The organism is Mycolicibacter acidiphilus (assembly GCF_018455725.1).
GTDB classification, from domain to species: Bacteria; Actinomycetota; Actinomycetes; order Mycobacteriales; family Mycobacteriaceae; genus Mycobacterium; species Mycobacterium acidiphilum.
Window position 1 is genome coordinate 24,108 of the sequence record NZ_JAHCLR010000034.1, and the last position, 25,225, is coordinate 49,332.

A 25,225-nucleotide genomic window follows, 5' to 3' on the forward strand; every position below is an offset into this window, starting at 1 on the left:
CGGTGTCGGCCGTAAGATCGCCGACGATGCTGCGCGGCACGGGATGGGCTCACGTTCGGGAAGCGATTCAGACGCTCAACCCGGGCTACTTCGCGCTGGTGATGGCCACCGGGATCATGTCGATCGCCATGCACCAGCAGGGCGCCTATCGCCTGTCGATGCTGCTGCTGTGGCTGACGGTGCTGACCTACCTGGTGCTGCTGGTGGTCTCCGCGGTCCGGATCACGGTGTACCCGAGCGCATTTCGGGCGGACCTGTTCGACTCGGGCCGGGCATTCGGCCTGTTCACGTTCGTCTCGGCGACCAACGTGATGGGCACCCGACTGGTGCTCGACGGCCACACCACGGTGGCGTTCGGGCTGCTGATCGGCAGTTCCCTGCTGTGGCTGGTGTTCGGTTACGTGGTGCCGTGGACGGCGGTGCTCAGCACCACGGAGCGACCGGTGGTGCAGCGGGCCAACGGCACCTGGTTCGTCTGGGTGGTGGCCAGCGAATCGGTGGCGGTGCTCGCCGCGGTACTGCAACCGGACATGACCGACCTGTGGCGGCAGATCCTGGCGCTGCTCGCGGTGGCGTCCTGGGCGGTCGGGGTATTCCTGTACGCGGCCGCGGGGATCTTCGTGTCCGCCCGGATGATGCTGTACCCGCTGCGCCCGGAGGATCTGATCCCGCAGTACTGGGTGGCGATGGGCGGCACCGCGATCACGGTTGTGGCCGGGGCCCGCATTGCGGAGATGGCGCACGCGCCGATGGCCGACGCCACCCGCAGCCTGATCGCCGGCACGTCGGTGGTGTTCTGGGCGTTCGGCACCTGGCTGATCCCACCGCTGCTGGCCGCCGGGGTGTGGCGGCATGTGGTGCACCGGATTCCGCTGCGCTACGAGGCACCGCTGTGGAGTGTGATCTTCCCGCTCGGCATGTACGGCGTCGGCGGCAAGTACCTGGGCACCGTCGACCACCTGCCGATCGTCTACTACATCGGCTCGGTGGAGAGCTGGATCGCGCTGGCCGCGTGGGCGGTGACGTTCGTGGCGATGCTGCACCACCTGGTACGCACCCTCGGACCGCGCGCCACCGCGCGACGCTGACGACCTAGAGCGAGTGCAACCAGGAGCCGTCGAACAGATCGGCCAGCCACGAGCCGTCCGCGTCGGCGGTCCCGGAGGTCAGGCCCAGTGAGCTGAACAGCGGCTGCAGGTCGATCTTGAAGATGCCACCGGTCGCGTCCGCGTCCAGGTTGTCGCCATTGACGGCGGCCAGGTCGAAGGATCCCGAGTTGTCGATGGCGGGGTCACCACCCGCCGCGGCGGTGCTGTGGTCACCGAACACGCTGGCAGAGTTGAAAAAGCTGTTCAATCCGCCGGCGGTGGCGGTGCTGTCGTTGCCGACGACCACCGCGCTGTTGTAGCTGCCACCGAAGACGCCGGCCATGCTGTGATCGCCGAACGCGAAGGCGCTGTCCCCGGTGGGCAGGCCGATCGGGATCGGCGGCAGGAGCCCACCGGACCCCGCTGTGGCATGGTCGCCCACCGCCATCACCATGATGCCGGCACCGCTGGCACTGGCCGTGCTGCCGTCGCCGAACGCCAGCGCGGTGTTCAAGAAGCCCCCGGTGGTGGCCACGCTGCCGGCGCCGGAGGCGATCGCGAGCAGGCCCGACCCGAACGTCGAATAGACGTTGGCGCTGCCCTCCTGGAACACCGGGACGCCGAACAGCGCGATGGCGAGGTTCAGCTCTGGCGAGTCGTCGGATGCCGGGTAAGCCAAGTCCGGGGCCCCCACAGAAAGGTCGGCCGGCTGCAGCCAGCTGTACGGGGCTGCGCCGGCGGATGCCGCGGCGATCGCTACACCGGCGCCGAGTGCAGCCACCAGCGCGCCGAGCCTCATGGCGTGTCGCATGGGTATCGACCCTACATGATCCGACAGCCATTCATGTCGAAAAAAAGGAGGCGTTCCGAATCGGGGTGCAACCGCAGTCGGCTGCCGCGCCGGACCCTGTCGTCGGCGCCGACCCGGGCGGTGAGTGCCTGCCCGACGGAGCCGTCCGCACCGGTGATGCGCCCGTAGACATAAGTGTCGGCGCCGAGTTCCTCCACCAGGTCCACGTCGACGTCGACGCCGTCGGCACCGGGCAGCAGGTGCTCGGGACGCACCCCGACCGTCACCTCGGGGTGCTCGGCGGCGATCTCCCGGCTCACCGGCACCCGCCAGTCCCCCAGCATCACCGCACCGTCGACAACCGGCAGCGTCAGCAGGTTCATCGCCGGTGAGCCGATGAACCCGGCGACGAAGATGTTCGCCGGCCGGCGATACAACTCGCGCGGTGTGGCGCACTGCTGCAGCACCCCGTCGCACAGCACGGCGACCCGGTCGCCCATCGTCATCGCCTCCACCTGGTCGTGGGTGACGTAGACGGTGGTGGTGCCCAGGCTGCGCTGCAACTCCGCGATCTGGTTGCGGGTCTGCACCCGCAGTTTGGCGTCCAGGTTCGACAGCGGCTCGTCCATCAGGAACACCTGCGGGCGGCGCACGATCGCTCGGCCCATCGCCACCCGTTGCCGTTCACCCCCGGACAGGTTCTTGGGTTTGCGGTTCAGGTGATCCTGCAGACCGAGGAGTTGCGCGGCTTCGCTGACCCGACGGGCGATCTCGGCCTTCGGGGTCTTGGCGATCTTGAGTGCGAAACCCATGTTCTGCGCGACGGTCATGTGCGGATACAGCGCGTAGTTCTGGAACACCATCGCGATGTCGCGGGCACCGGGGTCCAGCGTCGTGACATCGGTCTGCCCGATGAGAATCCGCCCGGCGTCGACGGTTTCGAGTCCGGCCAGCATCCGCAGCGTCGTCGTCTTGCCGCAGCCGGACGGCCCGACCAGCACCATGAACTCGCCGTCGGCGATTTCCAGATCGAGGCGGTCCAGCGCCGGGCGCACACTGCCGGGATAGCGCCGGGTGGTCTGCTCGAACGTCACCGATGCCACTGTGCCGCCTTACCTTCCACCGAAGCCGGTGATGGCGATGCCGCTGACGAACGCACGCTGCGCGAGCGCGTAGATCACGACCAGCGGCACCAGCATCAGCACCGACGCCGCCATCAGCACCGGCCAGTCCGCGACGTATTCGCCCTGCATCCACACCAGTCCGAGGGTAAGGGTGGCGATGCCCTTACGCTGAATCATCAACAGCGGCCAAAGGAAATCGTTCCACACGTTCACCCAGGTCAGCACCGCCAGCACCATCGCCGCCGGTTTCGCGTGCGGCAGCAGGATTCGCCAGTACACCTGCCACGGCGAGCAGCCGTCGAGCACCGCGGCCTCCTCCAGATCGACTGGCAGTGTGGCGAAGAACTGTCGCATCAGGTAGGTGCCGAATGCGCTGCCGAACAGCCCCGGGATGATCATCGCCCACATGGTGTCCGTCCACCCGAACACCCGCATCAGGATGAACTGCGGGATCACCGTCACCGTCAGCGGCACCATCAGCGTCGCCAGATACAGCAGGAACAGCGTGTCGCGGCCGGTGAACTTCAACCGGGCGAACGCATAGCCGGCGAGCGAGCAGAAGAACACCTGCCCGGCTGTCACGCATCCGGCGTAGAGCACGGTGTTGAACAGCATGCGCCAGAACGGCATTCGTGCGAACACGTCGGCGTAGTTCGTCCACTGCGGGTGGGCCGGCAACAGGACCGGCAGGCTCACCTCCGCCTGCTTCTTCAATGACCCGGACAGCGCCCACAGGATCGGGAATAGTGCGGACGCGACGATGCCGGCCAGCGCGGCGTACACGCCGAGCTGCCGTGCGATCCGGTGCCGCCGGTGGACTCGGGTCATCAGTCCGCCTCTGCATCTCGGCGGGACAGCCGCATCTGCAGCACGGTCAGCACCAGCAGCACCGCGAACATCACCCAGGCCAGCGCAGATGCGTAGCCGAAGTCCAGGAACGCGAAGGCGTGCTGGAACAGCATGATCGCCAGCACGTAGGTGCCGGTCTCCGGCCCGCCGTTGCTGCCGGTGAGCACGTACACCAGGTCGAATGCCTGGAACGCGTTGATGATCGAGATCACCACCACGAACGACAGCGCGCCGCGGATCATCGGCACGGTGATCGAGACGAAGCGCCGCACCTCTCCGGCACCGTCGATCCGGGCGGCCTCGTGCAGACTCTCCGGCACGCCCTGCATGGCGGCCAGCAGGATCACCGTCGCGAACGGCACGCTCTTCCAGACGCTGACCACGCACAGCGCCACCATCGCCCAGTGCGGCTCGGTCAGCCACGGCACCGGCCCGACGCCGATCCAGCCCAGCACGATGTTGAGCAGGCCGGCGTCGGTGTTGAACACGAACCGCCACACCACCGCGATCACCACTGCCGACACCGCCAGCGGCAGGAAGGCGATCGTGCGGAAAATCCCGATCCCCTTGATCTTCCGGTTCAATACCCCTGCAGCCACCAGGCTGATCAGCACGGTCGGCACCAACGTGCCCAGGGTGAAGACGGTGGTGTTGCGGGCCGCGATCGCAAACAGTGGGTCGGCGGTGAACAGGTCCCGAAAGTTGGCTGCGCCGACGAACTTCGGCGGGCTGAACAGATCCCACCGCTGGAAACTCATGTACAGCGAGAAGCCGAGCGGGAACAGCATGAACACCGCGACCGCAATCAGGTTCGGGGCGACGAACCACCGTCCCGCCCGTGCGCGTCGTCTGGTGGCGGTCATGTGGCGGCCAGCACTTCGTCGACCTGCGGCACCAGGTCGGTCTTCAATGATGCGGCCGGGCGTTTTCCCCGTAGCACCGGACCGAACGCCCGGTCCAGCAGTGCGTGCACCTTCGACCACTCCGGGGTGATCGGCAGCCCCTCGGAGTGGGCGGGTCCACCGGTCAGTACCGCCAGGTTCTCGATCCCGCGGTGCGCGGCGGTGAAACCGGGTGCCGCGATCGCCGATTTCAGCACCGGTACGAACAGTCCGGACTCCCCGATCAACGCCTGCCCGATCGGTCCGGCAACGAATTTCACGAACTCCCACGCCTGCTCCCGGCGCCGGCTCTGCGCGGCGATCGCCAGGCCGGTGGTGCCGATGTCGGAGCGGGCGGCCAGCCCGCGAGCGGCGGCCGCCGGTCCGGTCGGCAGCACGCCGATGTCGAAGTCCAACCCGTCGGCACGCGCGAACGTCTGGTAACGCCAGTGCCCGCCCAGCGCCATCGCCGCCTTGCCGAGTGAGAACAGGTCCATCGTCGACATCGACTGCGTGTCGGAGACCGCCGGCGCCACCTTGTGCACGTTGGCCAGGTCGGCGTAGAACTGCACGCCGGCAAGGAAATCGTCGTCGTCGAAATTGAGGTGGGCGGGGTTCATCCGCGGCACCGACCACGGGGTGCCGTTGTTCATACCGAACAGCCCGGCGGTGTACGCCGGTGACCAGGTGTCGACGAAACCCCACTGCCGCACCCGTCCGTCGGGGCCGCGCTTGGTCAAAGCGGTTGCGGTATCCAGGAATTCCGCGAAAATCCAGGGCCGATCCCAACGTCCCGGCGGGGGTGCGATCCCGGCGTCGGCGAACAGCGCCCGGTTGTAGAACAGGAAGGCACCGGACCACTGCTCGGGGAAGGCGTACTGGCCACCGGAGAATGCGAACGTGTCGTAGAGCGCGTCGATGCTGTCGGCTCGCAGTTGCTCGGCGAACGCGCGGTCACGGGCCAGCAGCGTGTTCAGGTCCAGCAATACCCCTCGGTCGGCCAGGCCGGCGTAGTTGAACTCCCACGCCATCAACACGTCCGGGCATTTGCCGCCGGCGCAGAACGTCGACATCTGCTGGGTGGGATCACCTCCGGCCAGAATGGGTCGCACCGCGATGCCGGGGTGGGTCCGCTGGAAGGCGTCGATGATCCGCTGCCGGGGGTCGGCCTCCTCCGGGTTCGCCGCGAAGAAGAACGTCAGGGCGTCGTCGTCGCGAGCGCAGCCGGCCAGCGCCGCGGCGCCGAGGACACCGGCGCCGCGCAGCAGGGTGCGTCGCTGCAACCGCATCAGACTTCGATCGGCGGGTACAGCCGTTCCAGGGTGTACTGCCGGTCCCGGCGGGCCGCCCATGCGCTGGCGGCCAGCGACACCACCAGAATCCCGGCCAACACCGCCACCGACGTCCACATCCTGGTGTCGATGCCGCCGACGGTTAACTGCCGTAATCCGTTGACCGCGTAGGTCATCGGGTCGTACGGGTGCAGGATCTGGAACGGCCTCGCCGTGGTCTCCACCGGGTACACCCCGCCGGAGGACACCAGCTGGAACATCAGGAACGCCAGCGTCACGACGCGGCCCACCGCCACGCCGAGCAGCGCGTTGAACGCCTGGATCAGCGCCAGGAACGACGCCGCGATCAGCGCCAGGAAGCCGACCGTGCCGAGCGCGTACCGCGCCTGCAGGCCGACCCCGAAGTGCACCACCGCATACATCAGCACCACCTGGGCGATGCCCAGCAGCAGGGCCGGCCAGTAGGAGGCCAGCACCACCCGCAGGGCGCCCAGACCGCCGACGATCGCGCGGGTCTGCAACGGCGTCAACAGCATCCACACGATCAGTGCGCCGATGAACAGCGCCAGCGGCAGGAAGAACGGCGCGAACCCGGTGCCGAACGTCGCCGCATGGTTGGTGAAGTCCAGATCCACACCGACCGGGCTGGCCAGCGTTTCGGCGATCTGAAGCCGCTGTGGGCCGGTCAGATCCGATGCGCGGCCGGCGGCCTCACCGAGTTTGCTCGACAGCTCCTGCGCACCGTCCTTGAGCTTGCCGGTGCCGTCGGCGAGTTGCACCAGCCCGGTGTTGAGCTGACCGGCGCCGGTGTCGAGTGCGGCGGCACCGTCACGCAGTTGCACCACGTCGGACTTCAGGCTGCCGTCGAGCAGTCGGGTCATGAACGTGCGCAGGTTGCTGTTCGGGTCGGCCAGGTCGGTCTGCAGTCGCTGGGAATCGGTGCGCAGCTGGGTGAGACCGTCGTCGGTTGCGGGGTCGATACCCTTGGCGCTGAGCAGGTGCTGGGCGCCGGCCAGGGTCTCACCGAGGTTCCGGGCGGCCGGATCCGGGTTGGTGCGAAGACCGTTCACCACCTGGTCGACGATCCCGGAGATCTGCTGATAGTTCACGTTGAGCGCCGCGATCCGGTCGCTGACGTTCTTGACCCCGGCACTCATCCGGGTCGCGGCGGCACCGGCCTCGTTCGGGTTTAGGCCGGCCCCGGCGACGTCATCGGTGATCTTCAGCAGCGGGTCGGTGGCCTGGGTGATCCCCGCGGAGAGCTGATGCGCTCCGGCCGCGAGTTTCGCGGAGCCGTCGGCGAGTTGGTGGGCACCGTCGTCGGCGCTTACCGTGCCGTCTGCGAGTTGGTGGGCGCCGTCCGCGGCCTTGCTGAGCCCGTCGGCGGCGCCGGTCAGGGCGGTGCCGATGACCTGTTCGCCGACTTTCGCACTGACCTGGTTGAGCACCTCGCGGGCGGCGTTCTGCCCCATGATCGACGCCAGGTAGTTGTTGGCGTCGTTGAACCGGAACTCGATCTGCGCCTTCTCCGGCCGCGGCCCGGCCGGTGAGGCCACCGCCGCGCTGAAGTCCGCCGGCAGTGTGATCGAGAAATAGTAGCGGCCGCTGGAAACCCCTTGGGCGGCTTCAGCGGCCGACGTCTGCCGCAGGTCGAGCTGCTTGGACTCCAGCAGCCCCGCGGCCACCTCGTCACCGGCGTGCAACTGTCCGCCCTGCGCCGAGGCGCCGCGGTCCTCGTTGACCAGCGCGACCGGGATCTTGGAGATCTCGGCGAACGGATTCCAGAACGCCCACAGATACATGGCGCCGTACAGCAGCGGCAGCACGATGATCGTGATCAGCGCCACCCGCGGCATCGTGCCGCGAGAGTAGCGTTTGAGGTCGGTGCCCAGCGACATTCCTGCGAGCATGGTCAGTCGTCCCCCTTCTCGTGGCGTCCGTGGCTCTGCTCGATCAACTCCGCCCGATCGAGGTTCTCCACCGAGATCTGGCTTCGCACACCGAGTCCGGACTCGATCTCGTTGGCGCTGGTGGTGATCACCGTCTGCTGCTCCCCCAACTCGACCAAGCGCCGGATCAACGTCTCGCGCTGCCGGTCACTGGTCACCTGATCGATGCTGCCGACGACGAGCAGCGGCGGGCGGGCCGTGTTGGCCAGGGCGATGCGCAACAGCATGCCGTTGAGTTCGTCGAGTTCCTCGACGTATTCGGTCAGGCTGGGCAGCGGCAGATCCCCGAACACGGGCCGGCAGACCGCCTCTCGTTCAGCTTCGCCGGCGCGCCCGACCAGCCGGTACCAGCGAGCGTCCCAGCGACTCTGCTCGGTGAGCAGATCCCGCACGGTCACCGATTCGAAGATCGAGTCCAGTTGCTCGATCCCGGCCAGCGCCGACTGCACGAAGATGTCGCGGGCGCGGGTCTTTCCGAACACGCTCAAGGTTCCCGCCGACGGTTTCATCCGGCCGGCCAGGCACATCAGCAGCCCGACCCGGCCGGAGCCGGCCGGCCCGATCAGTGCGGTGACACCGCCCGTGGTGATCTCGAGGTCGAGCGGCCCGAAGGCCGGGCCCCACGGCCCGGTCAGCGAAATGCCCTGCGCTGTCACCGCAGGCTGGTCGGTGGTCTCTTCCGGCACGGATGCCCCCTCACAGTCGGTCCGCGAGGCAATCCAAACATGCCGCACCGGCTCGGGCCGTGCGATCAGGGTGTGAAAACCGCCGGAATGTCATCCGGCCTGTGATGGCTAACCGAATTCGGAGGCCGGATCGGCCTGACCGGCTGACCCGGCGCGCCGGGGCAGTTCCACCACCACATTGGTGGCCTTCACCGAGGCGACGACCAGGCTGCCGGGCTGCAACTGCAGGTCATCGGCGGCCTCGCAGCTGATCAACGACACCAGCCGGAACGGGCCCGCCTGGATGTCCACCTGCGCCATCACCGTGTCGCGTTTGACCCCGGTGACCAGCCCGACCAGCCGGTTGCGGGCAGACTGGCCGACCACCGGGTTACGTGAGACGGGTTCGATGGCGGCCCGTTCCTGCGCGAACCGGGCCAGCACCGCACCGTCCACCATCCGGGGGCCGCTGCCACTGGTAGCCGACAGCCGGCCTGAGTCGATCCAGCGGCGGACGGTGTCATCGCTGACCCCGAGCAGCTCTGCGACTTCAGCGATGCGAAAACTTGGCACAGCCCGAGCTTAGGCGACCACCGGCCGACGGCTGCGGTGGTTCAGCGAGCCGGGAAGTACCGGACCGCGGTGATGACGTTCCGGCGGCGGGAGACGTCGGCGAACAGCACCCCGCGCCTCGGCCCGGACGCCACCGAGGCGACCACCGTGTCGCCGGCGGCGATGATCTTGGTGATGCGGACGCCGGTCAGTTCGGTGCTGAGCGTCGCGGCGTCGAGGTCGTCAACGGCGTCGTGGGCGCCGCGGGTCAGGACCGCATCCGGGGCGACGAACTGGGCCTGCGTACGCAGATCACCGGCGGCCAGGGCGTCGACGAACGCTTCGACCGTCCGCTTGTGGCGGGCGCCGGCCCGGCGGAACCCGGCGGCGAAACCGATGCTGCCGCCGAGCCGCTGGTTGCGCAGCAGCGCCCCGACGAGTTGGCCGCTGGCCGGCAGGGCATGTGCGCCGTGGCGGAGGAATTGGCCCACCATGGCCGGCAGTTCCCAATAGGCCCGCATCCGGGTGAGTCGCCATTCTCCGCCGACCTGACGCAAGTCGTAGCGCAGGAACGCCGGGATGTGCATGGTCACCGCCGACCCCATCCCCACCTCGAGGTCGAGGTCGCGGATCACCGTCGATCCGCACACGATGTCGAGGTCGCGATGGAACGTGATGTCACGCGGTTCGATGAACGTGTCGTAGAACCGCGCGATCTGCGCCGGACCGCGGTGCGGCTGGGAGCCGACCGGGTCCTCGACCTGACCGTCCTCGGTGAACAGCCCCACCCAGTTGGCCCGGTCGTGTGCACCGACGAACCGCGGCGAGAGTTCCACGGCGGCAAGCAGATCCGACTCGGTCATGCGGCGGCCTCGGTAACGATGATGCCGGCGGAGCGCATCGCAGAGACCGCCGCCGCCGTGGAATCCGACGTCACCCCGGCCGTCAGGTCCAGCAGCACCGCGGTGGTGAAACCGGCGTGCGCGGCGTCCTCGGCGGTTCGGCGGACGCAGTAGTCGGTGGCGATGCCGACCACGTCGACCGCGTCCGTGTCGTGCTGCTGCAGCCAATCCCCCAGTGCGACACCGGCTTCGTCGACGCCGTCGAACCCGCTGTAGCCGGCACCGTGGGCGCCCTTGCGGAAGACGTCCTCGATCAGCGCGGTGTCCAGTTCGGGGTGGAAGTCCGCGCCGGCGGTGCCGGCGACGCAGTGCGGCGGCCAGGACGACACGTAGTCCGGCCGGTCGGAGAAGTGCGGTCCCGGGTCGACGTGCCAGTCCTGAGTGGCGACCACATGGTCGTAAGCGCCGGTGCCGTGCAGGTACCGGGTGATGTCCTCGGCGACGGCGGCGCCGCCGGACACCGCCAGAGCACCGCCCTCGCAGAAGTCGTTCTGCACGTCAACGATGACCAATGTCCGCATGCCGATCACCGTATCGCCTGCGCTGCCGCCCCTGCCGGGCGTACCGCCACCACGACACCGCCACCAACACCAGCACCGCCACTTCGACGGCGCCCGTCCACCCGGCCGGGTAGAGCACCCCGGTGAGGTAGTGCGCGATGAACCCGGCATCCGGCAGCGGCGCCATCCCGGCGGCGGTCCGCGCCCGGCGCTCGGCCCAGGTCAGTGGGCAGTCCAGGTGGGCGGTGACGATCAGGACCCCCCACAGCACCGCCGCCGCGTGCAGCCAGATCGTGCGGCGCCAGCGCAGCGCGACAAAGCCCCCGATCGCCACGTATCCGATGAAGGCAAGGTGCAGTGCGACGATCAGAAGCACCACGATCGCAGCCATCGGTCCACCGTTTCGCCGTCCGCGGAATCGATTCCGGGCGTCGCCCGTCACGGTACATTGGCGGGCATCCAACGGTCAGGAGCGCAGCTGATGACAACCGGCGGTATCACCCCGAACGGCCCCGGGTTCACCGCACGGCCGGGCGGGCTCGGTCGGCGCTTCTGGGCCAGGCTGGTCGACGGCGTGCTGGTGACGATCGTGGCGTTCGTGCTGTCGCTGTTCGTGTTCGACGACGACTACCCGTTCCTGGTGACCGGTCTGTTCTCCGGGGTGCTGATGTTCGGCTATTTCATCCTGTTCGAAGTGACCCGCGGCGCCACCCCGGGCAAGAGCATGTTCGGCCTGACGGTCCGTGGGCCCGACGGGGTGTCGAAGCCGACGCTGCGGGAGTCGGCGATCCGCAACGCATTCACCCTGCTGACCACGCTGATCCCGTATCTGGGCGGCCTGATCGGTTTCGTTGCCTACGTCGTGATCGCGGTGACGATCAGCGCCAGCCCGACCAAGCAGGGCAAGCACGACGAGTTGGCCGGCGGAACCCGAGTCATCCGGGGCTGATCGGTCGCTCAGTGCGCCAGGGTGAAGCCCTCCCAGGCACGCCGGCGCTCCGGATGCGGGTCGAGTTCGACCCGGGATCTGCGATCGAAGACCATCACCGCACGTTCGTCGGGGGTGTAGGCCGGCCAGTCCTCGCCTGGCGCCCCGGTCCGGCTGAATGAGCGCCAGGCCCGCTGCACCTTGCCGCTGACCCGCAGCGCGGTGCGGCGATCCGCACCGGCGGTGAGCAGCACACCAAGTCCACCGCTGCGGTAGACGTCGAACACCGCGAACAGTTCGGTCGCGTGCGTCGCCCCCAGTCCGGTCCAGCGCAGCACCCGCGGCGCGTAGTCGTACCGGTACACGTAGGTCGGCGCGTGGGCGCCGTGCGCCTCGGCGATCTGCCACACCGCGGAGGTGAACGCGAAGTCACCGCCGAGGCGGATACAGGCGGCGCGGTCCGGGTAGTCCGGGTAGGCGGCGACGATCCGATCGCGCACCCCCGGGGCGGCCCCGGAAAGCACGCCTTCGACCATCGACTCGGTGGTAGGCAGCATCTTCAGGAACCGGGTGAACAGCCGGCCCTCCTCGCCGTTGCTGCCGACGATCAACGGCACCCGGTGCGCGCTCCCGCGCTGCATCGCCTCGACCGGGTCCAGCGGCAGCACGTCGTCACCGAAGGTCGGACCGATCGGGAAGGCGCCCAGCATCTCCCGGGTTCCGGCGGCGATCAGCTCATTCTGGGCGGTCACCAGTTCATCCGGTGACACCCGCAGCAGCGCGTGGGCCGCGTCGGGCTTACGCACCCCGAGCAGCGCGGCGAACCGATCGGCGAACTCGGCGGCGATCTCGGGCGAGCGCACCATGCCCGCGGCCGGGCTCTCGGCGATCGCCCGGTGGAACAGGCCCTCGGCGGCCGGCACCGCCAGCAGGGTGGCGACGATGTGCGCGCCGGCGCTCTCCCCGAAGATCGTCACGTTGGCCGGGTCGCCGCCGAACGAGGCGACGTTCTCCTTCACCCAGCGCAGCGCCAGCACCAGGTCCCGCAGGTACAGGTTGCTGTCCAGGCCGACCTGCGCCGTCGACAGCGACGACAGGTCCAGACAGCCCAGCGCGCCGAGCCGGTAGTTCACCGAGACGTACACGCAACCGCGCCGGGCCAGCGCCGCGCCGTCATAGATCGGGGTGGCCGAACTGCCGAGGATGTAGCCGCCGCCGTGAATGAACACCATCACCGGCAGCGGTTCGGGCCCGGGCTCCTCCGGGGTGACGACGTTCAGCGTCAGGCAGTCCTCGCCCATCGGCTGGAACTTGCCGGGGCTGAGCATGGTGTACAGCCGGTCTTGCGGGGCGCAATTGGTGAAACCGTGGCAGTGCCGCACCCCCGACCACGGCTGAGCGGGCTGCGGCGCCCGGAACCGCAACGGCCCGACCGGCGGGCGGGCATACGGGATCGACCGCCACCTGCGCACCCCGTCGGCGGCGAAACCCTCCACGATGCCGGTGGCGATGCTGGCCTGCACGGGCTGGTTATGCATGAGCCGAACGGTAGCGAATCGCCCGGTGGTTAGCGAACCTCGACGCAGGAGAGGTGAAGCTGGACCGCCGTTTGAACCGGTGGTTAGCGAACCTCGACGCAGGAGAGGTGAAGCTGGACCGCCGTTTGAACCGGTGGTTAGCGAACCTCGACGCAGGAGAGGTGAAGCTGGACCGCCGTTTGAACCGGTGGTTAGCGAACCTCGACGCAGGAGAGGTGAAGCTGGACCGCCGCATCAGACCCGGCGGTTCGCGAGGCTCGACGGAGCAGAGGCAACGCGGGACCGCCGAATCCAACCCGCCGGTTAGCCTAACGACATGCGTCTGCTCGTGCTGCTCGCCGGATACCTGCTGCTCGCCGGTTGCTCCCACGCGACTGTGCGCGAACCGGAGCAGACCGTCACCAGCAGCGCGTCCTCCTCGGCGGCGCACCCGTCATCGACCGCCCCGACCTCGACGGCCGGCCCCAGCACCACCGCGGCCACGGCACCGGCGGCCGGGGCGCCGATCGCCGAGGTGATCACCTGGATTCAGGCCGGACAGCCGGTGGACCCCGCCGGTTATCACAGCGCCACCGCGCCCGGGGCGGTCACCGACCTCGGCGACGATATCGCGTTCACCGCCGGCGCCGGCGCGCAGCGCGCCACCACCTGCATGACCGACGCGCGTGCCGCCGACACCGGGCTGGCCTGCGACGTCGCCCTCATCGCGCCGCCGCCGCGCCCAGCGGACGTCTACGGCAACTGGCGGGGCGGCTGGGTCGACTTCAACGGCAGCACGCTGCAGGTGGGGTCAGCGCACGGCGATCCGGGGCGGTTCCTGCGCGGTGACGGGCCGACGCTGCCCGACGGCGCCACGCTGGCCTTCGGTGACTATCGCTGCCGCACACAGGGCACCGACGTGTTCTGCGTGAATTACGCGCACCGCTCCGCGGTGAAGTTCAGCCCGGCCGGGATCGAGGCGTTCGGCTGCCTGCGCCCGGCGCCGACACCGGCCGGTGCCGGCAACCTGTTCAGCTGCGCCAGTTGAGGCTCAGCGCCAGCGGTCGGCTGTCTGCACCGTTTCGAGCAGGGTGTCGCACAACTGCTGCAGTTCCGCCGGTGCCGCGCCTTCTGCCAGCGCAGTCGCGACGTCCTCGGCAGCACAGCGCACCTGGTAGATCCGATCGGACAGCGCGGTGGCCTCGGCCGCGGACAGCACCACGGAATCAGGTGCCAGGGCCCCGGTCTTGCCGCTGCTGATCAGGGTGCGCTGTTCGTAGGCGCGCTGCCGGCAGGACTGGCGGCAATACTGCCGGCGCCGTCCGATGCCGGCGTCGGCGGTGACGTCGCGTCCGCACCAGCGGCACGGCTGCGGACGGGGACTGCGGGGCACGCCTGACCACCTTAGTCGGCTGTTCGTCACCATCCCGGTATCATTGGAGGTTGCGCCGCGTCTGCCGGGAACCACCCGGCTTCCATCCGCGTTGTCAACTGCGAGATGTTTTCTGCGTAATCGTTTGTGAAGGAGAGTGGGTCGATGGCTGATCGTGTTCTGCGAGGCAGTCGGCTGGGAGCCGTTAGCTACGAGACCGACCGCAACCACGACCTGGCGCCGCGTCGGGTGGCGCGGTACCGCACCGAGAGCGGCGAGGAATTCGAGGTTCCGTTCGCCGACGACGCGGAGATCCCCGGCACCTGGATGTGCAAGAACGGCCAGGAGGGCACCCTGCTCGACGGTGACCTGCCGGAGCCGAAGAAGGTGAAGCCGCCGCGCACCCACTGGGACATGCTGCTGGAGCGCCGCTCGGTCGAGGAACTCGACGAGCTGCTCAAGGAGCGCCTCGAGCTGATCAAGACCCGCCGGCGCGGCTGACCCCCGAACGATCGGGACGCGACCGCTGCCGGCGGTCGCGTCCTGTCGTTTGTGCTACTTGCCGGCGCTGCGCAGCCGGTTCACCCGGCCGCCGATACCCCAGCGCGCGACCTTCACCAGCGCCTCGCGCATGTCGTTGCCGCTCATCTTGGACACGCCGAGCTCACGCTCGGTGAACGTGATCGGCACCTCCACGATCGTGAACCCGTTGGTGATGGTGCGCCAGGTCAGATCGACCTGGAAGCCGTAGCCCTTCGAGTCGACCGCGTCCAGGCCGATCTTCTCCAGCACGGTGCGGCGGTACGCCCGGTAGCCGGCGGTGACGTCGCGGATGCCCACCCCGAGCATCAGGCGCGCATAGGTGTTCGCGGTCTTGGACAACACCAGGCGTCGCCACGGCCAGTTGCGCACCGACCCGCCGTCGACGTAGCGCGAACCGATCGCCAGGTCAGCGCCGGCATCGATAGCCGCCAGCAGCCGGTCCAGCTGCTCCGGTGCATGGCTGCCATCGGCGTCCATCTCGACCAGCACCCCGTACTCCCGGTCCAGGCCCCACGCGAAGCCGGCCAGATACGCCGCACCGAGCCCGGCCTTGGTGGTGCGGTGCATGACGTGGATGTGTTCACCGTCGGCCGCCGCGAGCTCGTCAGCCAGCTGTCCGGTGCCGTCGGGGCTGCCGTCGTCGACGACGAGGATGTGCACGTCCGGGCAGGCCTGCCGCAGCCGACCCACGATGATCGGCAGGTTCTCCAGCTCGTTGTAGGTGGGTACGACCACCAGGGTGTGCCGGCTCGGACGATCACTCATCGGTGCCGCTCCTCCACATCACTTTCCGCGCCGGCTCTGTTGCGGCGACGCACAAGCAGTCCATTGTGCAGCATCGCGGCCACAATCCCGGCAACAGCCGTCCCGACCAGCGTCCACTCCAGCACCGGCCCCCACCGCGTGGCCGGGGTCAACCCGGCCTTCAGACGGACGTGCCCGTCGAGGTAGGCCGGCTCGAAGAACCCGGTGCGGGCCAGATCCCGCCCGTCCGGCGCGACGATCGCGCTGATCCCGGTGGTGCCGGCGACGACGACGTAGCGGTCGTGCTCGACCGCCCGCACCTTCGCGAAAGCCAGTTGCTGCTGGCTCATCGTCTCGGTGAAGGTGGCGTTATTGGCCGGCACCGTCAGCAGCCGTGCCCCCGCCAGCACCGACTGGCGCGGCGCGCGGTCGAAGATGACCTCCCAGCAGGTGGCCACGCCCACCGGCACACCGGCCACGTGCACCACCCCGTCGCCGTGGCCCGGCACGAAGTAGCCGGCCCGGTCGGCGTAGGCCGACAGATGCCGGAAGAACCCGCGCCACGGCAGGTACTCGCCGAACGGCTGGATGATCCGCTTGTCGTGGCTGTCCCCCGGCCCGGTGACCGGATCCCAGACCAGCACCGAGTTCATCGCCACCGGGTTGTCCCGGGTCCAGTCGGCACCGGCGCGGACGGTGCCCACCAGGATCGGCGCCCCGATCGCCTGCGCGGCACGGGTGATCTGCTGCGCGGCATCGGCATTCGTCAGCGGGTCGATGTCCGAGGCGTTCTCCGGCCAGATGACGAACCGCGGCTGCGGGGCCCGCCCGGCCTGCACGTCCTCGGCCAGTCGCAGTGTTTCGCGGACGTGGTAGTCGAGCACCTCGCGGCGCTGGGCGTTGAAGTCCAACCCGAGTCGGGGCACGTTGCCCTGCACGGCGGCCACTGTGATGGCCGGATCGTCGCCGGCGCCCACCCCGGAGTGCCGCACCCCCGGCCACACCAGCACCGTCAGCAGCAGTGCCAGACAGATGCAGACGCCGGGCAGCAGCACCGCGGGCGGGCGGGCGGCGGCGGCCCGACGGCCGGTCCGGTATTCGCGCCGCACCCAGCGCACGATCTCGGTCGTCAACACCGTTCCGGCACAACCGATCAGCACGATCACCAGCGACAGCAACGGCACCCCGCCAAGCCGGACCAGCGGTAGGAACGGGCCGCGCGTCTGACCGAACCCGACCACACCCCAGGGGAATCCGCCGAACGGGAAGATCGATTTGGCCCACTCCTGGGCCGTCCACAGCAGCGCGAACCAGATCGGCCAGCCCGGCAACCGGCGCACCAGCACCGCGGCCAGCCCGAACACCGCCGGGAACAGCGCGCACATCAAGGTCAGCGCCAGCCACGGCACCACCCCGACCAGCCCACTGATCCACGGCAGCAGCGGCAGATAGAAAGCCAGCCCGCACAGCAGCCCGTACCCGAACCCACCGGCGAGGGTGGTCTCGGCGCGGGTCAGCACCCAGGCCAGCAGCCCGAACGCGAGGACGGCCGCCCACCACCAGTTCAGCGGCGGGAAACTGGCGCACAGCAGCATGCCGGCGCCGATCGCGACAGCCAGTTCCGCCCAGCGTTGGGCCGCGGCCGCCGCGAGCCGCTCCCAACGCGGCGGCGCGACGGCCTCCACCCGCTCAGCCATACAGAACCGCACCCCGGTGCACCGTGCGAACGCACCGCGGCAGCGCATCGCCCGGTTCCAGCACCGGCAGGGCCGGCACCCGCGAGCGCGGGTCCGTCGACCACCGCTGCACCGCGTCCCGCGGGGCGCCGACGGCGAGCCGGCCGACCTCCCATACCGCGTAGGACGCCGGCGCCCCGGGAACCAGGGTGCCGCTGATCCCGTCATCGACCCCGGCGGCGCGCCACCCGGCGCGGGTCGAAGCGGCGAACGCCGCCCGCATCGAGATCGCACTGCCGGGGGTGCGGTGGCGGGCGGCGGCGCGCACCGTGAGCCACGGATCCAGCGAGGTCACCGGGGTGTCGGAGCCGAACGCGAGGGGCACGCCTTCGGACGCTAACAGCGCCAGCGGATTCAGCCCGGCGGCGCGCTCGACGCCGAGCCGCTCGGCGTACATACCGTCCGGGCCGCCCCACAGCGCGTCGAACGACGGCTGCATGCTGGCGATCACGCCGAAGGAGCCGAGCCGGGTGGCCTGCTCAGGGCTGACCATCTCCAGGTGCTCCAGCCGGTGCCCGCAGCGGGCGACCGCGGCGATCCCGAAGTGCTCCACCACCTGTTCCAGTGCGGCGACCACCGTCGACACCGCGGCATCGCCGATGACGTGGAAGCCGGCGGTCACCCCGGCCTCGGTGCAGGCCCACAGGTGCGCGCGGACGGCGTCGCCGTCGAGGTGGCACTCGCCGGTGCAGCCGGGTGCGTCGGCGTACGGTTCGTGCAGCCACGCGGTGTGCGATCCCAGCGCCCCGTCGACGAACAGGTCGCCGGCCAGGCCGCGGGCACCGGTCCGCGCCATCAGGTCGGTCGCTTCGGCCGCGGCGGTGACCGGCTGGCCCCAGTAGCCGACGACCTCCACACCGGGCCGCTGCCGGGCCAGTTCCCGCAGTTCCAGCCAGTCGTCGAGGCCACCGATGTCCGGGCCGGCGCACTCGTGCACGGCGACGATCCCGGCCGCGGCCGCCGCATCCAGCGCGGAGGTGCGCGCGGCGGCGCGCTGGCCGGCGGTGAGCAGGCCGCGGGCCACCGCCCGCACCCGGTGGTGGGGATCGCCCGCCAACGGCCGGGCGGGGTCGGTCTCCGCCGCGTCGGCCTGCCGCCGCAACGCGGTCGACGCCAACGCCGAGTGGACGTCGATGCGGGACAGGTAGACGGGTCGCTCCCCGACGACGGCGTCGAGTTCGGCGGTGGTCGGTGCCGGGCCGTCCGGCCAGCCGGATTCGTCCCAGCCGTGCCCCCAGACCGGACCGTCGGGGTGGGCGGCCACGTAGTCCGCGATCAGGGTCAGGCAGTGCCGCCGCGATGTCGCGGGCCGCAGATCCAGGCCGATGCGGGTCAGGCCGGTCTCGGTGACGTGGACATGGCTGTCGACGAAACCGGGGGCCACGAAGTGGCCGTCGAGGTCGAACACCTCGGCACCGGGAAAGCGTTCGCGGCCGACCGCGTCGCTGCCGAGCCAGGCGATGACACCGTCGCGCACCGCCATGGCGGTGGCGTCGGGATGGCTGGGACTGTGGATCCGGCCGCCGAGCAGCAGCGTCACGGCGGATTCGTCGGCGGCGGCACTCACCCGCTAAAACTACGGGGTCGCGGGGCCGCGGAGGGCTCCGGCCGACAGCGCGGCCGACGGCGTGTCGGTGACGTCGACGAACTCGGCGTCGATGAAATCTCCGGGCTGCGCCGGCCGGCGGGCTTCGTACCACTGCCGGCCGACGGTCACCGCGGCCACCAGCGGTGTGTGCCGACCCAGGCCCGCAACGGCCAGGGCCACCAGGGCGGGACGGGCGGCGGACCGCGTGGCGGGCGTCAGCAGCAGCAGACCCGCGACGGTGCTGACCAGGCCGGGAACCACCACCAGACCGGTGCCCAGCAGCACCAGCGCCCCGTCGGCGAGGGCACCCTGCCGGGGGCCGCCGCGGCGCAACCGGCCCACCTGGCGGCGGGCCTGCGAGCCGGCCAGCGCCAGACCCACGGCGAACGTGCCGAGCAACGCCAGCACCGTCCAGCCGAATCCGATCAGCCACACCAGTGCCGCCGTCGCCGCCACCTCGATCAGCAGGTACGCCAGGAACACCCGCAGTGCCGCGCTCACCATGTCCGCCCAACGTTTCGGGCGTCGTTCCGGTTCCCCCGGCCGCCGCCGGGTAATACGTTGGTGCGATGGGAACCATCGCAATGAGAACGCCCTCCGGGGACATCGACGCGCTGCTGGACATCCCCGACGGTTCCGGCCCCTGGCCCGGGGTGGTGGTGATCCACGACGCGATCGGCTACGCCGCGGACAAAGAGGCCGTCAACGAGAACATCGCCGAGGCCGGCTATTTGGCGCTCACCCCGAATCTGTACGCCCGGGGCGGCCGGGCGCGGTGCATCACCCGGGTGTTCCGCGAACTGCTCACCCAGCGTGGCCGCGCCCTCGACGACATCCTGGCGGCCCGCGATCATCTGCGCGCCATGCCGGAGTGCGCGGGCCCGGTCGGCATCGCCGGTTTCTGCATGGGCGGACAGTTCGCGCTAATCCTGTCATCGCAGGGTTTCGCCGCGTCTGCGCCGTTCTACGGGACTCCCCTGCCACGCCACCTCGACGAGGTTCTCGACGGCGCCTGCCCGATCGTGGCCAGCTTCGGAGCCCGCGACCCGCTGGGCACCGGCGCGGCGAACCGGCTGCGCCGGGTCGTCGAGCACAAGCACATCCCGCACGACATCAAGGCCTACCCGCACGCCGGCCACAGCTTCGCCAACAAACTGCCCGGTCAGCCGCTGCTGCGGGTCACCGGATTCGGCTACAACGACGCCGCAACCGTCGACGCCTGGGCGCGGGTGTTCGCCTTCTTCGGCGAACACTTGAAAGACACTCCATAGATCGCAGTCGCCCGGCGCGGGGCCGACACCTGGAAGGGCAGCACGATGACGACCTGCGGATTCGACCCCCACCAGCCCTGCCTCGACGTGGCGGAGGCGGCTGGAGCTGAGCCTGGTCCAGCATGAGGTGAGGCGCAGTTGCAGTCCTCGACCTCCGTTACGATTTCGCGCATGGGCGACACCCTGAAGGTCACCGTGGCTGGCCTTCGTGCGTTGTCGCAGTCCTGCACCGATCAGGCAGGACAACTCGTAGCGTCCCTGGCAGCGCCTGTTGCAGCGGGACCGTGGCAGACCAGCGGGACAACGGCGAACACCCTCAGCGCACGTGGCGGCAAGGTGACGGCGACGATGAACGGACGGCTGATCGCCAACGCCACCAAGTTCTCCCAGGCGGCGAACGGCTACGAGGCCGCGGATAACCACAGCGCAGAGAAGCTGTCACGACCCGAGTTCCCAAGGGCCGGCGCTGACGGTGGCGCTGGCGGTGCCACACCTGCACCGTCTGTCCCGGTCACCGCTGGTGCCGGTGCTGATGGTGGCGCAGGCGCGATCCCGGTGTTCAGGTAACTGATGATGCTGCCGGGTCTGTCTGAGGTGGAGAACGCAAGCTGGGAGTACCTGACCACCTGCGCCGCGAACTGGCGGAGCCTCGCGGACAAGTGGGAGCAGGCGTTCACCGAGGTTCGCAATCAGTCGATGCACCCGGGGGCACCGAGTGGACTGGTGACGCCGCCGACGCGGCACAAGCCCTCACCGATGGCGACATGATTCTGGTACGCAACCCAGCCGAACAGGTGCGCGACGCCGCTGGGATCGCCGAACGCGGCCGGGAACAGCAAGAAGCGTGCAGGCGAACATTGGTCAGCACGGTGGAGGATGTCCGCAACGCCGGGTTCAGCGTCGCCGAGGACTACCACGTCACCCCCACCACCCCGGATTACTCGTCCAGCGAGGCCCTCATGGCGCAGATGAACACCGCCGCTGAGCACGAGGAGTTCATCAAATACCAGGTCGCACGGCTGGTCTCCGGCGAACATGACCTGTCCCGCCAGCTCGACACCGCAACACAAGGACTGGACAACTTCGCGTTCCCCGCCGAAGAAGGCGACGGCGGGGCTGGTGCGGCCGGGATGCCGAACACGGCGGTGCTGGTCGATGACGTGAAGCCAGCGATGCCCGCACCTGAAATCGTGGGTGTGACTCCAGGCGGCACGCCAGCACCCGAACAGAAGCCGACGCTGACCGACCTCGATGTCACCCATCCTGGGTGGGATCACACGGTCACGGGCGACGGGCACAGCTCCCCGCCGCTCACGGACGGCAAGCCGAACAACTATCCGCTGCCACCGGGACCGGACGGTCCGCGACGCGGACTGCCGACCGGATCAGGCGTGGGACCGGACGGCAAACCGTTAGTCACATTTGGAACTCCGGGCTACGCCCAAGAAGACCTGCCAGGAAAACACCAGAAGTACACGACGCCCACCACTGAGGTGCTTGATTACAGCGATCCTGCGAACCCACGTCACATCGGGACGCTTCCGATGTCTCAGGCGAGTGTGTATTACAACGAGAAGGAGCGCCAGATGGTCATCGTCGGCAACGACGGTGCCCAAGAAGGTGCGCCCCGAAAAATGTGGACGGTTCCCGTTGACGCCAACAACCCCGGTAACTGGATCGACCGCGTTCCCTCCCAGGGCACGCTGATCCCACAGGGCGGCGACCGTGAAAATCAGTACTACCCGCTCAAGGGCGGCGGGGTGATGCTCGTCGACGCAACCAACGGCGGCGGTGTGCGTGCGTTCACCGCAGCGGACTCGAACGGTTTAACCCTCCCAGGCGTTCGCAACGAAGCCCCAATCGCCAACAACATCGCACCCCCCACGTCGCCCCCGCTACCTGCCGGTGTGCCACCTGGATCAACCTGGAACTACTCACCCGCCTACGGGGCTACGGTGGTCAATGACGTAGTCAACGGCTCCACCGAAACCGTCACCGTTCGGGTGAGTTCCTATGTCAAGGTCGATCCGCCCCCAGGTGTTGAGCTACCCGCAGGTTTTGAGAACTATTTTCCGCAGACGTTCCTATACAACGTGCAGATCAACCACCCGACGCCCTAGAAAGGACGGATTGTGAGACGCCTTGGACCCTGCGTGAATTCAGTCGCAGTCGTGGTAACAACCTCGGTGCTCGCGATCACGAGCGCTTGCGCCGCCGAGGCTGCGCCTCCCGAATTTCCCAACGTCGATAGCTACGCGCCGGTCGATCCGAACACGCTGATGCACATGGACAAAAGCTGGAATTCGATCGTTTTCTACCCTGCGAGCAAGCATTATTCGTGTTCCTATCTGATCAGTGGAGTAGGTGTCACCGAGCAGAATCGATTCCTCTCCTGCGAAGGAGATATCCCAGGGGCTTCCGATGCTCCCACAGAAGGCGCGAGCGGTGCGGGATGTTCGCTGGTGAAGGCACTCTCCGGCTCCATAATTCGTGAGGCGATGCAGCAGTGTATGCCCTATCAGGGCAGCAATATTGATATACCAGGTCACGAACTGCGTCCTGGGCAGAAGGTCACCTACGGTCCTGTGACCTGCGTGCAAGACCAGGGTGACCGAACCGCGTGCATCAACGGTGACCACGGCTTCGTCATCTCGCCGGAGAAGACATGGGCGTTCTGATCTGCCGATGAGATTGAACGGGCGCGCCTCGCTATGCAGGGCATGGTTCACGGCATTCACAGCCTTCGCTGTGTCTGCCTGGGGTGCACCTTCAGGGGCGGCGCAGCCGCCACGGTTCCCGGACGTGGGGGCATACCAAGCGGCCGACCCGACTGCGTATACATCTCATTTCGGGCGCGGCGGTGGAGGGGTTTTCTTCGCCACTCCAGATGGCTTGCAGTGCGGTTGGGCATCACTGGCTGATGGCCCTGACGCACATGTCAGCCCTGGCTGCACCGGGCATCTGCCCGGCATTCGTCCCAACGGTGCACCCACCACAGATGATGGGTGCATGGGCGTCGGTGCTCCCAGTTCTGAACCCTCGGACCTCGGCCCCTATGGCTTCAAGAAGGAGACGTGCCCAGTCATCACCTCCCCTGTGCTGAACGTCGGCCAGAAAATTACAGTCGGGAACACCACGTGCCTCGTCGGCGCGGACCATCTCACCGCATGCATCGACCCGATCCTCAACCGAGGGTTCGTCCTGCAACCCTCTGGGTCATGGACTTTCTAGGAGAGCGCCACCACTGGAATCGCGGGCGTCGCGATGGTGCGTGCGTAACCTCGAACCCGTGGGTTTGCACAGTGGCCGCTACTTAGTAGCGTTTGGCGCCGCTGCCGCTATTGCCCTAGCGGCGAGTGCGGGAGCTGAACCTGGATGCGCCTCCTGCGAGCAGGGTAAGCAGGCCATCGATGATCAGGTTCTTCACCGCCACGTACACCTGACACCCAGCGACGACCTGAACCAGTACTGCCAATCACTGCTGCGTAACGTGCTCAAGAGCGGGATCGTAGCCAAGGTGGACTCCGCATCGGACTTCGTCGCAGGGTGCGAAGAAGAGGGGCACGCTCTTCTGGCCTCGCAATGAGTTCGGGGTCGTCGGCCCCCGAGACAGCAGGGCTTCACTTCATCTCACATTGGTCTTCGCAGGCCTGCCCAAGCGCAGGCGCTCGCACTCTTCGGCGAGCACCTGCGCCCAGGCGACGGATCGAACCCCGGATCAGACTCCGGAAGCTAAGGCTAGGCGGAGTCCCCGACGGAGGCGAGCACCCGCGGGAACAGCACGTTGTTCTCTTTGTGCACGTGGATGTGGATGTCGTTCTCCAGCTCTTCCAGCCCGGAGAGCATCGCGGTGTAGCTGGCGCAGGCGTCCGGCGGGATCACGTAGCCGTTGGTCAGCTGGCGCAGTTCGGCGAGCAGGTGCCCGGACCGGTCGTGCTCCTCCTGGTTCTCCGACAGCTCGGCGACGACCTCATCGGACAGGCCCCGCTCCGGGCGCCCGGCGTGCAGGCTGATCTCCGGGAACAGCATGGTCTCCTCGGTGCGCAGGTGCGGCTCCATGCCGGCACGCAGCTTGTGGAAGAGCTCCTGGACCTGGGCCAGCTCGCTGTGGCGGGGGCCGTGCACCCGGGCGACCTTGTCCACCAGCTCCGCCAGCCGGGGGAACTCCTCCCACAGGTACTGGTGGTGGGTGCTGATGATGTGCGCGATCAGTGACGGGTCGTCGAGCTCGGCCCAGTCGGCCCGCTGGGTGGGCTCGGTGGTGTTCAGCGCGGTCAGCACGGCCTCCGTGTCGACGCCGTCGGCCTCGCAGGCCGCGCTGAGCGGACGCTGCCCGTGGCAGCAGAAGTCGATCCCGAACTTGCTGAAGACCCGGGTGGTCGACGGGTTGGCGGTGACGATGTCGCCGAGGATCATGTCGGAGGTGAAGCTGGCCACGCGAACTCCTTAGTTCTGTTGAGGGTCTGTCAGCGCTGGGTCGGGTCCAACGATGCTTATATCAATGAGCAAAGTCCACTATATGTGACGAGTTCCTCGGGGCGGCGGCCGGTCAGCGGGCGGCATCGGTCAGTTCCAGCCCGACATTGGTCGTCATCCCGCCCCGCAGCTTGCTGAAGAAGTTGAACACCCGGCCGATCAGCCCGTAGCGGCGGGCGATCGCGTCGTAGACGTCGGCGTTGTGGCTCTTGTCCAGCACCGCCGCGGTCGCCTCGATCGCCGCCCCCTTCGCGCGTCCGCGCACGTCACACGCGGCCAGCGTGACCCGCGGCGTGTTGCGGATCCGCTTGACCTTCCAGGAGTTCTCCTGGGTGATCACCAGCAGGCGGTCACCGTCGGCCGCGGCCCACACCGCCGTCGGCTTGGGGCGGCCGTCCTTGGTGAACGTGGTCAGCAGCAGGTAATCAGAGCGGGCGAGTTCGGCGAACGTGGGCACG

29 protein-coding genes are annotated in these 25,225 nt (G+C 68.7%); 10 read left to right on the plus strand and 19 right to left on the minus strand.

Features of this window, described 5'->3' with window-relative positions; translation table 11 throughout:
• Positions 1-26: 26 nt before the first annotated feature.
• The gene (locus KIH27_RS15535) at positions 27-1,088 is read left to right on the plus strand and encodes a tellurite resistance/C4-dicarboxylate transporter family protein (RefSeq protein WP_214093862.1); all 1,062 of its coding nucleotides are present in this window, start codon (positions 27-29) and stop codon (positions 1,086-1,088) included.
• 4 nt (positions 1,089-1,092) lie between these two features.
• On the opposite strand, the gene KIH27_RS15540 is transcribed toward KIH27_RS15535, so the two are convergent.
• From KIH27_RS15540 to KIH27_RS15590, 11 genes are all read right to left on the minus strand, one after another.
• Entirely contained in the window at positions 1,093-1,899 is an 807-nt protein-coding gene (locus tag KIH27_RS15540; protein WP_214093863.1) for a hypothetical protein, read from the minus strand.
• Positions 1,900-1,910: 11 nt separating this feature from the next.
• Entirely contained in the window at positions 1,911-2,981 is a 1,071-nt protein-coding gene (locus KIH27_RS15545; RefSeq protein WP_214093864.1) for an ABC transporter ATP-binding protein, read from the minus strand.
• 9 nt (positions 2,982-2,990) lie between these two features.
• The gene (locus tag KIH27_RS15550; protein WP_214093865.1) at positions 2,991-3,830 is read right to left on the minus strand and encodes a carbohydrate ABC transporter permease; all 840 of its coding nucleotides are present in this window, start codon (positions 3,828-3,830) and stop codon (positions 2,991-2,993) included.
• Entirely contained in the window at positions 3,830-4,714 is an 885-nt protein-coding gene (locus KIH27_RS15555) for a carbohydrate ABC transporter permease (protein WP_214093866.1), read from the minus strand. The genes KIH27_RS15550 and KIH27_RS15555 overlap by 1 nt, the downstream gene beginning before the upstream one ends.
• Complete coding sequence (locus tag KIH27_RS15560; RefSeq protein ID WP_214093867.1) at positions 4,711-6,021, minus strand: ABC transporter substrate-binding protein; 1,311 nt, start codon at positions 6,019-6,021, stop codon at positions 4,711-4,713. Before KIH27_RS15560 ends, KIH27_RS15555 begins: the two co-directional genes overlap by 4 nt.
• The gene (locus KIH27_RS15565; protein WP_214093868.1) at positions 6,021-7,934 is read right to left on the minus strand and encodes a YhgE/Pip domain-containing protein; all 1,914 of its coding nucleotides are present in this window, start codon (positions 7,932-7,934) and stop codon (positions 6,021-6,023) included. The genes KIH27_RS15560 and KIH27_RS15565 overlap by 1 nt, the downstream gene beginning before the upstream one ends.
• Before the next feature lie 2 nt (positions 7,935-7,936).
• Positions 7,937-8,659 (minus strand): ATP-binding cassette domain-containing protein, encoded by a 723-nt coding sequence (locus tag KIH27_RS15570; protein WP_307856898.1) that lies wholly within the window; start codon positions 8,657-8,659, stop codon positions 7,937-7,939.
• Between the two features lie 108 nt (positions 8,660-8,767).
• Positions 8,768-9,211 (minus strand): TOBE domain-containing protein, encoded by a 444-nt coding sequence (locus KIH27_RS15575; protein ID WP_214093869.1) that lies wholly within the window; start codon positions 9,209-9,211, stop codon positions 8,768-8,770.
• 41 nt (positions 9,212-9,252) lie between these two features.
• Positions 9,253-10,053: a nuclear transport factor 2 family protein gene (locus KIH27_RS15580; protein ID WP_214093870.1), complete on the minus strand. Its 801-nt coding sequence runs from the start codon at positions 10,051-10,053 to the stop codon at positions 9,253-9,255.
• Entirely contained in the window at positions 10,050-10,613 is a 564-nt protein-coding gene (locus KIH27_RS15585) for an isochorismatase family protein (RefSeq protein ID WP_214093871.1), read from the minus strand. The genes KIH27_RS15580 and KIH27_RS15585 overlap by 4 nt, the downstream gene beginning before the upstream one ends.
• The gene (locus KIH27_RS15590) at positions 10,591-10,983 is read right to left on the minus strand and encodes a DUF2784 domain-containing protein (protein WP_214093872.1); all 393 of its coding nucleotides are present in this window, start codon (positions 10,981-10,983) and stop codon (positions 10,591-10,593) included. Before KIH27_RS15590 ends, KIH27_RS15585 begins: the two co-directional genes overlap by 23 nt.
• Positions 10,984-11,073: 90 nt before the next feature.
• On the opposite strand from KIH27_RS15590, the gene KIH27_RS15595 reads away from it, so the two are divergent.
• On the plus strand, positions 11,074-11,541 hold the full coding sequence (locus KIH27_RS15595; RefSeq protein WP_214093873.1) for an RDD family protein: 468 nt from the start codon (positions 11,074-11,076) through the stop codon (positions 11,539-11,541).
• Between the two features lie 8 nt (positions 11,542-11,549).
• Here KIH27_RS15595 and KIH27_RS15600 read toward each other — a convergent pair whose 3' ends face one another.
• On the minus strand, positions 11,550-13,058 hold the full coding sequence (locus tag KIH27_RS15600) for a carboxylesterase/lipase family protein (protein WP_214093874.1): 1,509 nt from the start codon (positions 13,056-13,058) through the stop codon (positions 11,550-11,552).
• A gap of 316 nt (positions 13,059-13,374) precedes the next feature.
• Here KIH27_RS15600 and KIH27_RS15605 point away from each other — a divergent pair, with 316 nt between their 5' ends.
• Positions 13,375-14,085, plus strand: a complete 711-nt coding sequence (locus KIH27_RS15605) for a hypothetical protein (protein ID WP_214093875.1) — start codon at positions 13,375-13,377, stop codon at positions 14,083-14,085.
• 3 nt (positions 14,086-14,088) lie between these two features.
• Here the strand turns inward: KIH27_RS15605 and KIH27_RS15610 are convergent, their stop codons facing one another.
• A complete protein-coding gene (locus KIH27_RS15610; RefSeq protein WP_214093876.1) occupies positions 14,089-14,463 on the minus strand; it encodes a hypothetical protein in 375 nt (124 codons plus the stop codon).
• 111 nt (positions 14,464-14,574) lie between these two features.
• On the opposite strand from KIH27_RS15610, the gene KIH27_RS15615 reads away from it, so the two are divergent.
• Positions 14,575-14,910: an RNA polymerase-binding protein RbpA gene (locus KIH27_RS15615; protein ID WP_214093877.1), complete on the plus strand. Its 336-nt coding sequence runs from the start codon at positions 14,575-14,577 to the stop codon at positions 14,908-14,910.
• A 54-nt stretch (positions 14,911-14,964) separates the two neighbouring features.
• On the opposite strand, the gene KIH27_RS15620 is transcribed toward KIH27_RS15615, so the two are convergent.
• The 4 genes from KIH27_RS15620 to KIH27_RS15635 form a co-directional block, all read right to left on the minus strand.
• On the minus strand, positions 14,965-15,717 hold the full coding sequence (locus tag KIH27_RS15620; protein ID WP_214093878.1) for a polyprenol monophosphomannose synthase: 753 nt from the start codon (positions 15,715-15,717) through the stop codon (positions 14,965-14,967).
• Complete coding sequence (gene lnt, locus KIH27_RS15625) at positions 15,714-17,393, minus strand: apolipoprotein N-acyltransferase (RefSeq protein ID WP_214093879.1); 1,680 nt, start codon at positions 17,391-17,393, stop codon at positions 15,714-15,716. Before lnt ends, KIH27_RS15620 begins: the two co-directional genes overlap by 4 nt.
• Positions 17,386-18,915, minus strand: a complete 1,530-nt coding sequence (locus tag KIH27_RS15630) for an amidohydrolase (protein WP_250150225.1) — start codon at positions 18,913-18,915, stop codon at positions 17,386-17,388. Before KIH27_RS15630 ends, lnt begins: the two co-directional genes overlap by 8 nt.
• A 93-nt stretch (positions 18,916-19,008) precedes the next feature.
• Positions 19,009-19,524, minus strand: coding sequence for an FxsA family protein (locus tag KIH27_RS15635; RefSeq protein WP_214093880.1), 516 nt, complete (start codon positions 19,522-19,524; stop codon positions 19,009-19,011).
• A 65-nt stretch (positions 19,525-19,589) separates the two neighbouring features.
• Here KIH27_RS15635 and KIH27_RS15640 point away from each other — a divergent pair, with 65 nt between their 5' ends.
• The 6 genes from KIH27_RS15640 (at position 19,590) to KIH27_RS15665 (ending at position 23,877) form a co-directional block, all read left to right on the plus strand.
• Positions 19,590-20,291, plus strand: a complete 702-nt coding sequence (locus KIH27_RS15640) for a dienelactone hydrolase family protein (protein ID WP_214093881.1) — start codon at positions 19,590-19,592, stop codon at positions 20,289-20,291.
• Positions 20,292-20,462: 171 nt separating this feature from the next.
• Positions 20,463-20,858, plus strand: a complete 396-nt coding sequence (locus KIH27_RS15645) for a hypothetical protein (protein WP_214093882.1) — start codon at positions 20,463-20,465, stop codon at positions 20,856-20,858.
• A 6-nt stretch (positions 20,859-20,864) separates the two neighbouring features.
• On the plus strand, positions 20,865-21,059 hold the full coding sequence (locus KIH27_RS15650) for a hypothetical protein (RefSeq protein WP_214093883.1): 195 nt from the start codon (positions 20,865-20,867) through the stop codon (positions 21,057-21,059).
• Entirely contained in the window at positions 21,056-22,411 is a 1,356-nt protein-coding gene (locus KIH27_RS15655) for a hypothetical protein (RefSeq protein ID WP_214093884.1), read from the plus strand. Before KIH27_RS15650 ends, KIH27_RS15655 begins: the two co-directional genes overlap by 4 nt.
• A gap of 51 nt (positions 22,412-22,462) precedes the next feature.
• Positions 22,463-22,969: a hypothetical protein gene (locus KIH27_RS15660; RefSeq protein ID WP_214093885.1), complete on the plus strand. Its 507-nt coding sequence runs from the start codon at positions 22,463-22,465 to the stop codon at positions 22,967-22,969.
• A gap of 611 nt (positions 22,970-23,580) precedes the next feature.
• Entirely contained in the window at positions 23,581-23,877 is a 297-nt protein-coding gene (locus KIH27_RS15665; RefSeq protein ID WP_307856899.1) for a hypothetical protein, read from the plus strand.
• A 152-nt stretch (positions 23,878-24,029) separates the two neighbouring features.
• Here KIH27_RS15665 and ric read toward each other — a convergent pair whose 3' ends face one another.
• Positions 24,030-24,728 (minus strand): iron-sulfur cluster repair di-iron protein, encoded by a 699-nt coding sequence (ric, locus tag KIH27_RS15670; protein WP_214093886.1) that lies wholly within the window; start codon positions 24,726-24,728, stop codon positions 24,030-24,032.
• Between the two features lie 112 nt (positions 24,729-24,840).
• Complete coding sequence (locus tag KIH27_RS15675; protein WP_214093887.1) at positions 24,841-25,224, minus strand: PPOX class F420-dependent oxidoreductase; 384 nt, start codon at positions 25,222-25,224, stop codon at positions 24,841-24,843.
• Between the last annotated feature and the right edge of the window lies 1 nt (position 25,225).

Excerpts from the sequence above, each read along its gene's own strand:
- KIH27_RS15565 (WP_214093868.1), bottom strand. The coding sequence starts at position 7,934 with ATGCTCGCAGGAATGTCGCTGGGCACCGACCTCAAACGCTACTCTCGC.
- KIH27_RS15650 (WP_214093883.1), top strand. The coding sequence starts at position 20,865 with ATGCTGCCGGGTCTGTCTGAGGTGGAGAACGCAAGCTGGGAGTACCTG.
- KIH27_RS15550 (WP_214093865.1), bottom strand. The coding sequence starts at position 3,830 with ATGACCCGAGTCCACCGGCGGCACCGGATCGCACGGCAGCTCGGCGTG.
- KIH27_RS15595 (WP_214093873.1), top strand. The coding sequence starts at position 11,074 with ATGACAACCGGCGGTATCACCCCGAACGGCCCCGGGTTCACCGCACGG.
- KIH27_RS15585 (WP_214093871.1), bottom strand. The coding sequence starts at position 10,613 with ATGCGGACATTGGTCATCGTTGACGTGCAGAACGACTTCTGCGAGGGC.
- KIH27_RS15605 (WP_214093875.1), top strand. The coding sequence starts at position 13,375 with ATGCGTCTGCTCGTGCTGCTCGCCGGATACCTGCTGCTCGCCGGTTGC.
- KIH27_RS15630 (WP_250150225.1), bottom strand. The coding sequence starts at position 18,915 with ATGGCGGTGCGCGACGGTGTCATCGCCTGGCTCGGCAGCGACGCGGTC.
- KIH27_RS15615 (WP_214093877.1), top strand. The coding sequence starts at position 14,575 with ATGGCTGATCGTGTTCTGCGAGGCAGTCGGCTGGGAGCCGTTAGCTAC.
- KIH27_RS15535 (WP_214093862.1), top strand. The coding sequence starts at position 27 with ATGCTGCGCGGCACGGGATGGGCTCACGTTCGGGAAGCGATTCAGACG.
- KIH27_RS15620 (WP_214093878.1), bottom strand. The coding sequence starts at position 15,717 with ATGAGTGATCGTCCGAGCCGGCACACCCTGGTGGTCGTACCCACCTAC.
- KIH27_RS15590 (WP_214093872.1), bottom strand. The coding sequence starts at position 10,983 with ATGGCTGCGATCGTGGTGCTTCTGATCGTCGCACTGCACCTTGCCTTC.
- KIH27_RS15555 (WP_214093866.1), bottom strand. The coding sequence starts at position 4,714 with ATGACCGCCACCAGACGACGCGCACGGGCGGGACGGTGGTTCGTCGCC.
- lnt (WP_214093879.1), bottom strand. The coding sequence starts at position 17,393 with ATGGCTGAGCGGGTGGAGGCCGTCGCGCCGCCGCGTTGGGAGCGGCTC.
- KIH27_RS15610 (WP_214093876.1), bottom strand. The coding sequence starts at position 14,463 with ATGGTGACGAACAGCCGACTAAGGTGGTCAGGCGTGCCCCGCAGTCCC.
- KIH27_RS15560 (WP_214093867.1), bottom strand. The coding sequence starts at position 6,021 with ATGCGGTTGCAGCGACGCACCCTGCTGCGCGGCGCCGGTGTCCTCGGC.
- KIH27_RS15645 (WP_214093882.1), top strand. The coding sequence starts at position 20,463 with ATGGGCGACACCCTGAAGGTCACCGTGGCTGGCCTTCGTGCGTTGTCG.
- KIH27_RS15635 (WP_214093880.1), bottom strand. The coding sequence starts at position 19,524 with ATGGTGAGCGCGGCACTGCGGGTGTTCCTGGCGTACCTGCTGATCGAG.
- KIH27_RS15540 (WP_214093863.1), bottom strand. The coding sequence starts at position 1,899 with ATGCGACACGCCATGAGGCTCGGCGCGCTGGTGGCTGCACTCGGCGCC.
- KIH27_RS15655 (WP_214093884.1), top strand. The coding sequence starts at position 21,056 with ATGATTCTGGTACGCAACCCAGCCGAACAGGTGCGCGACGCCGCTGGG.
- KIH27_RS15600 (WP_214093874.1), bottom strand. The coding sequence starts at position 13,058 with ATGCATAACCAGCCCGTGCAGGCCAGCATCGCCACCGGCATCGTGGAG.
- KIH27_RS15580 (WP_214093870.1), bottom strand. The coding sequence starts at position 10,053 with ATGACCGAGTCGGATCTGCTTGCCGCCGTGGAACTCTCGCCGCGGTTC.
- KIH27_RS15640 (WP_214093881.1), top strand. The coding sequence starts at position 19,590 with ATGGGAACCATCGCAATGAGAACGCCCTCCGGGGACATCGACGCGCTG.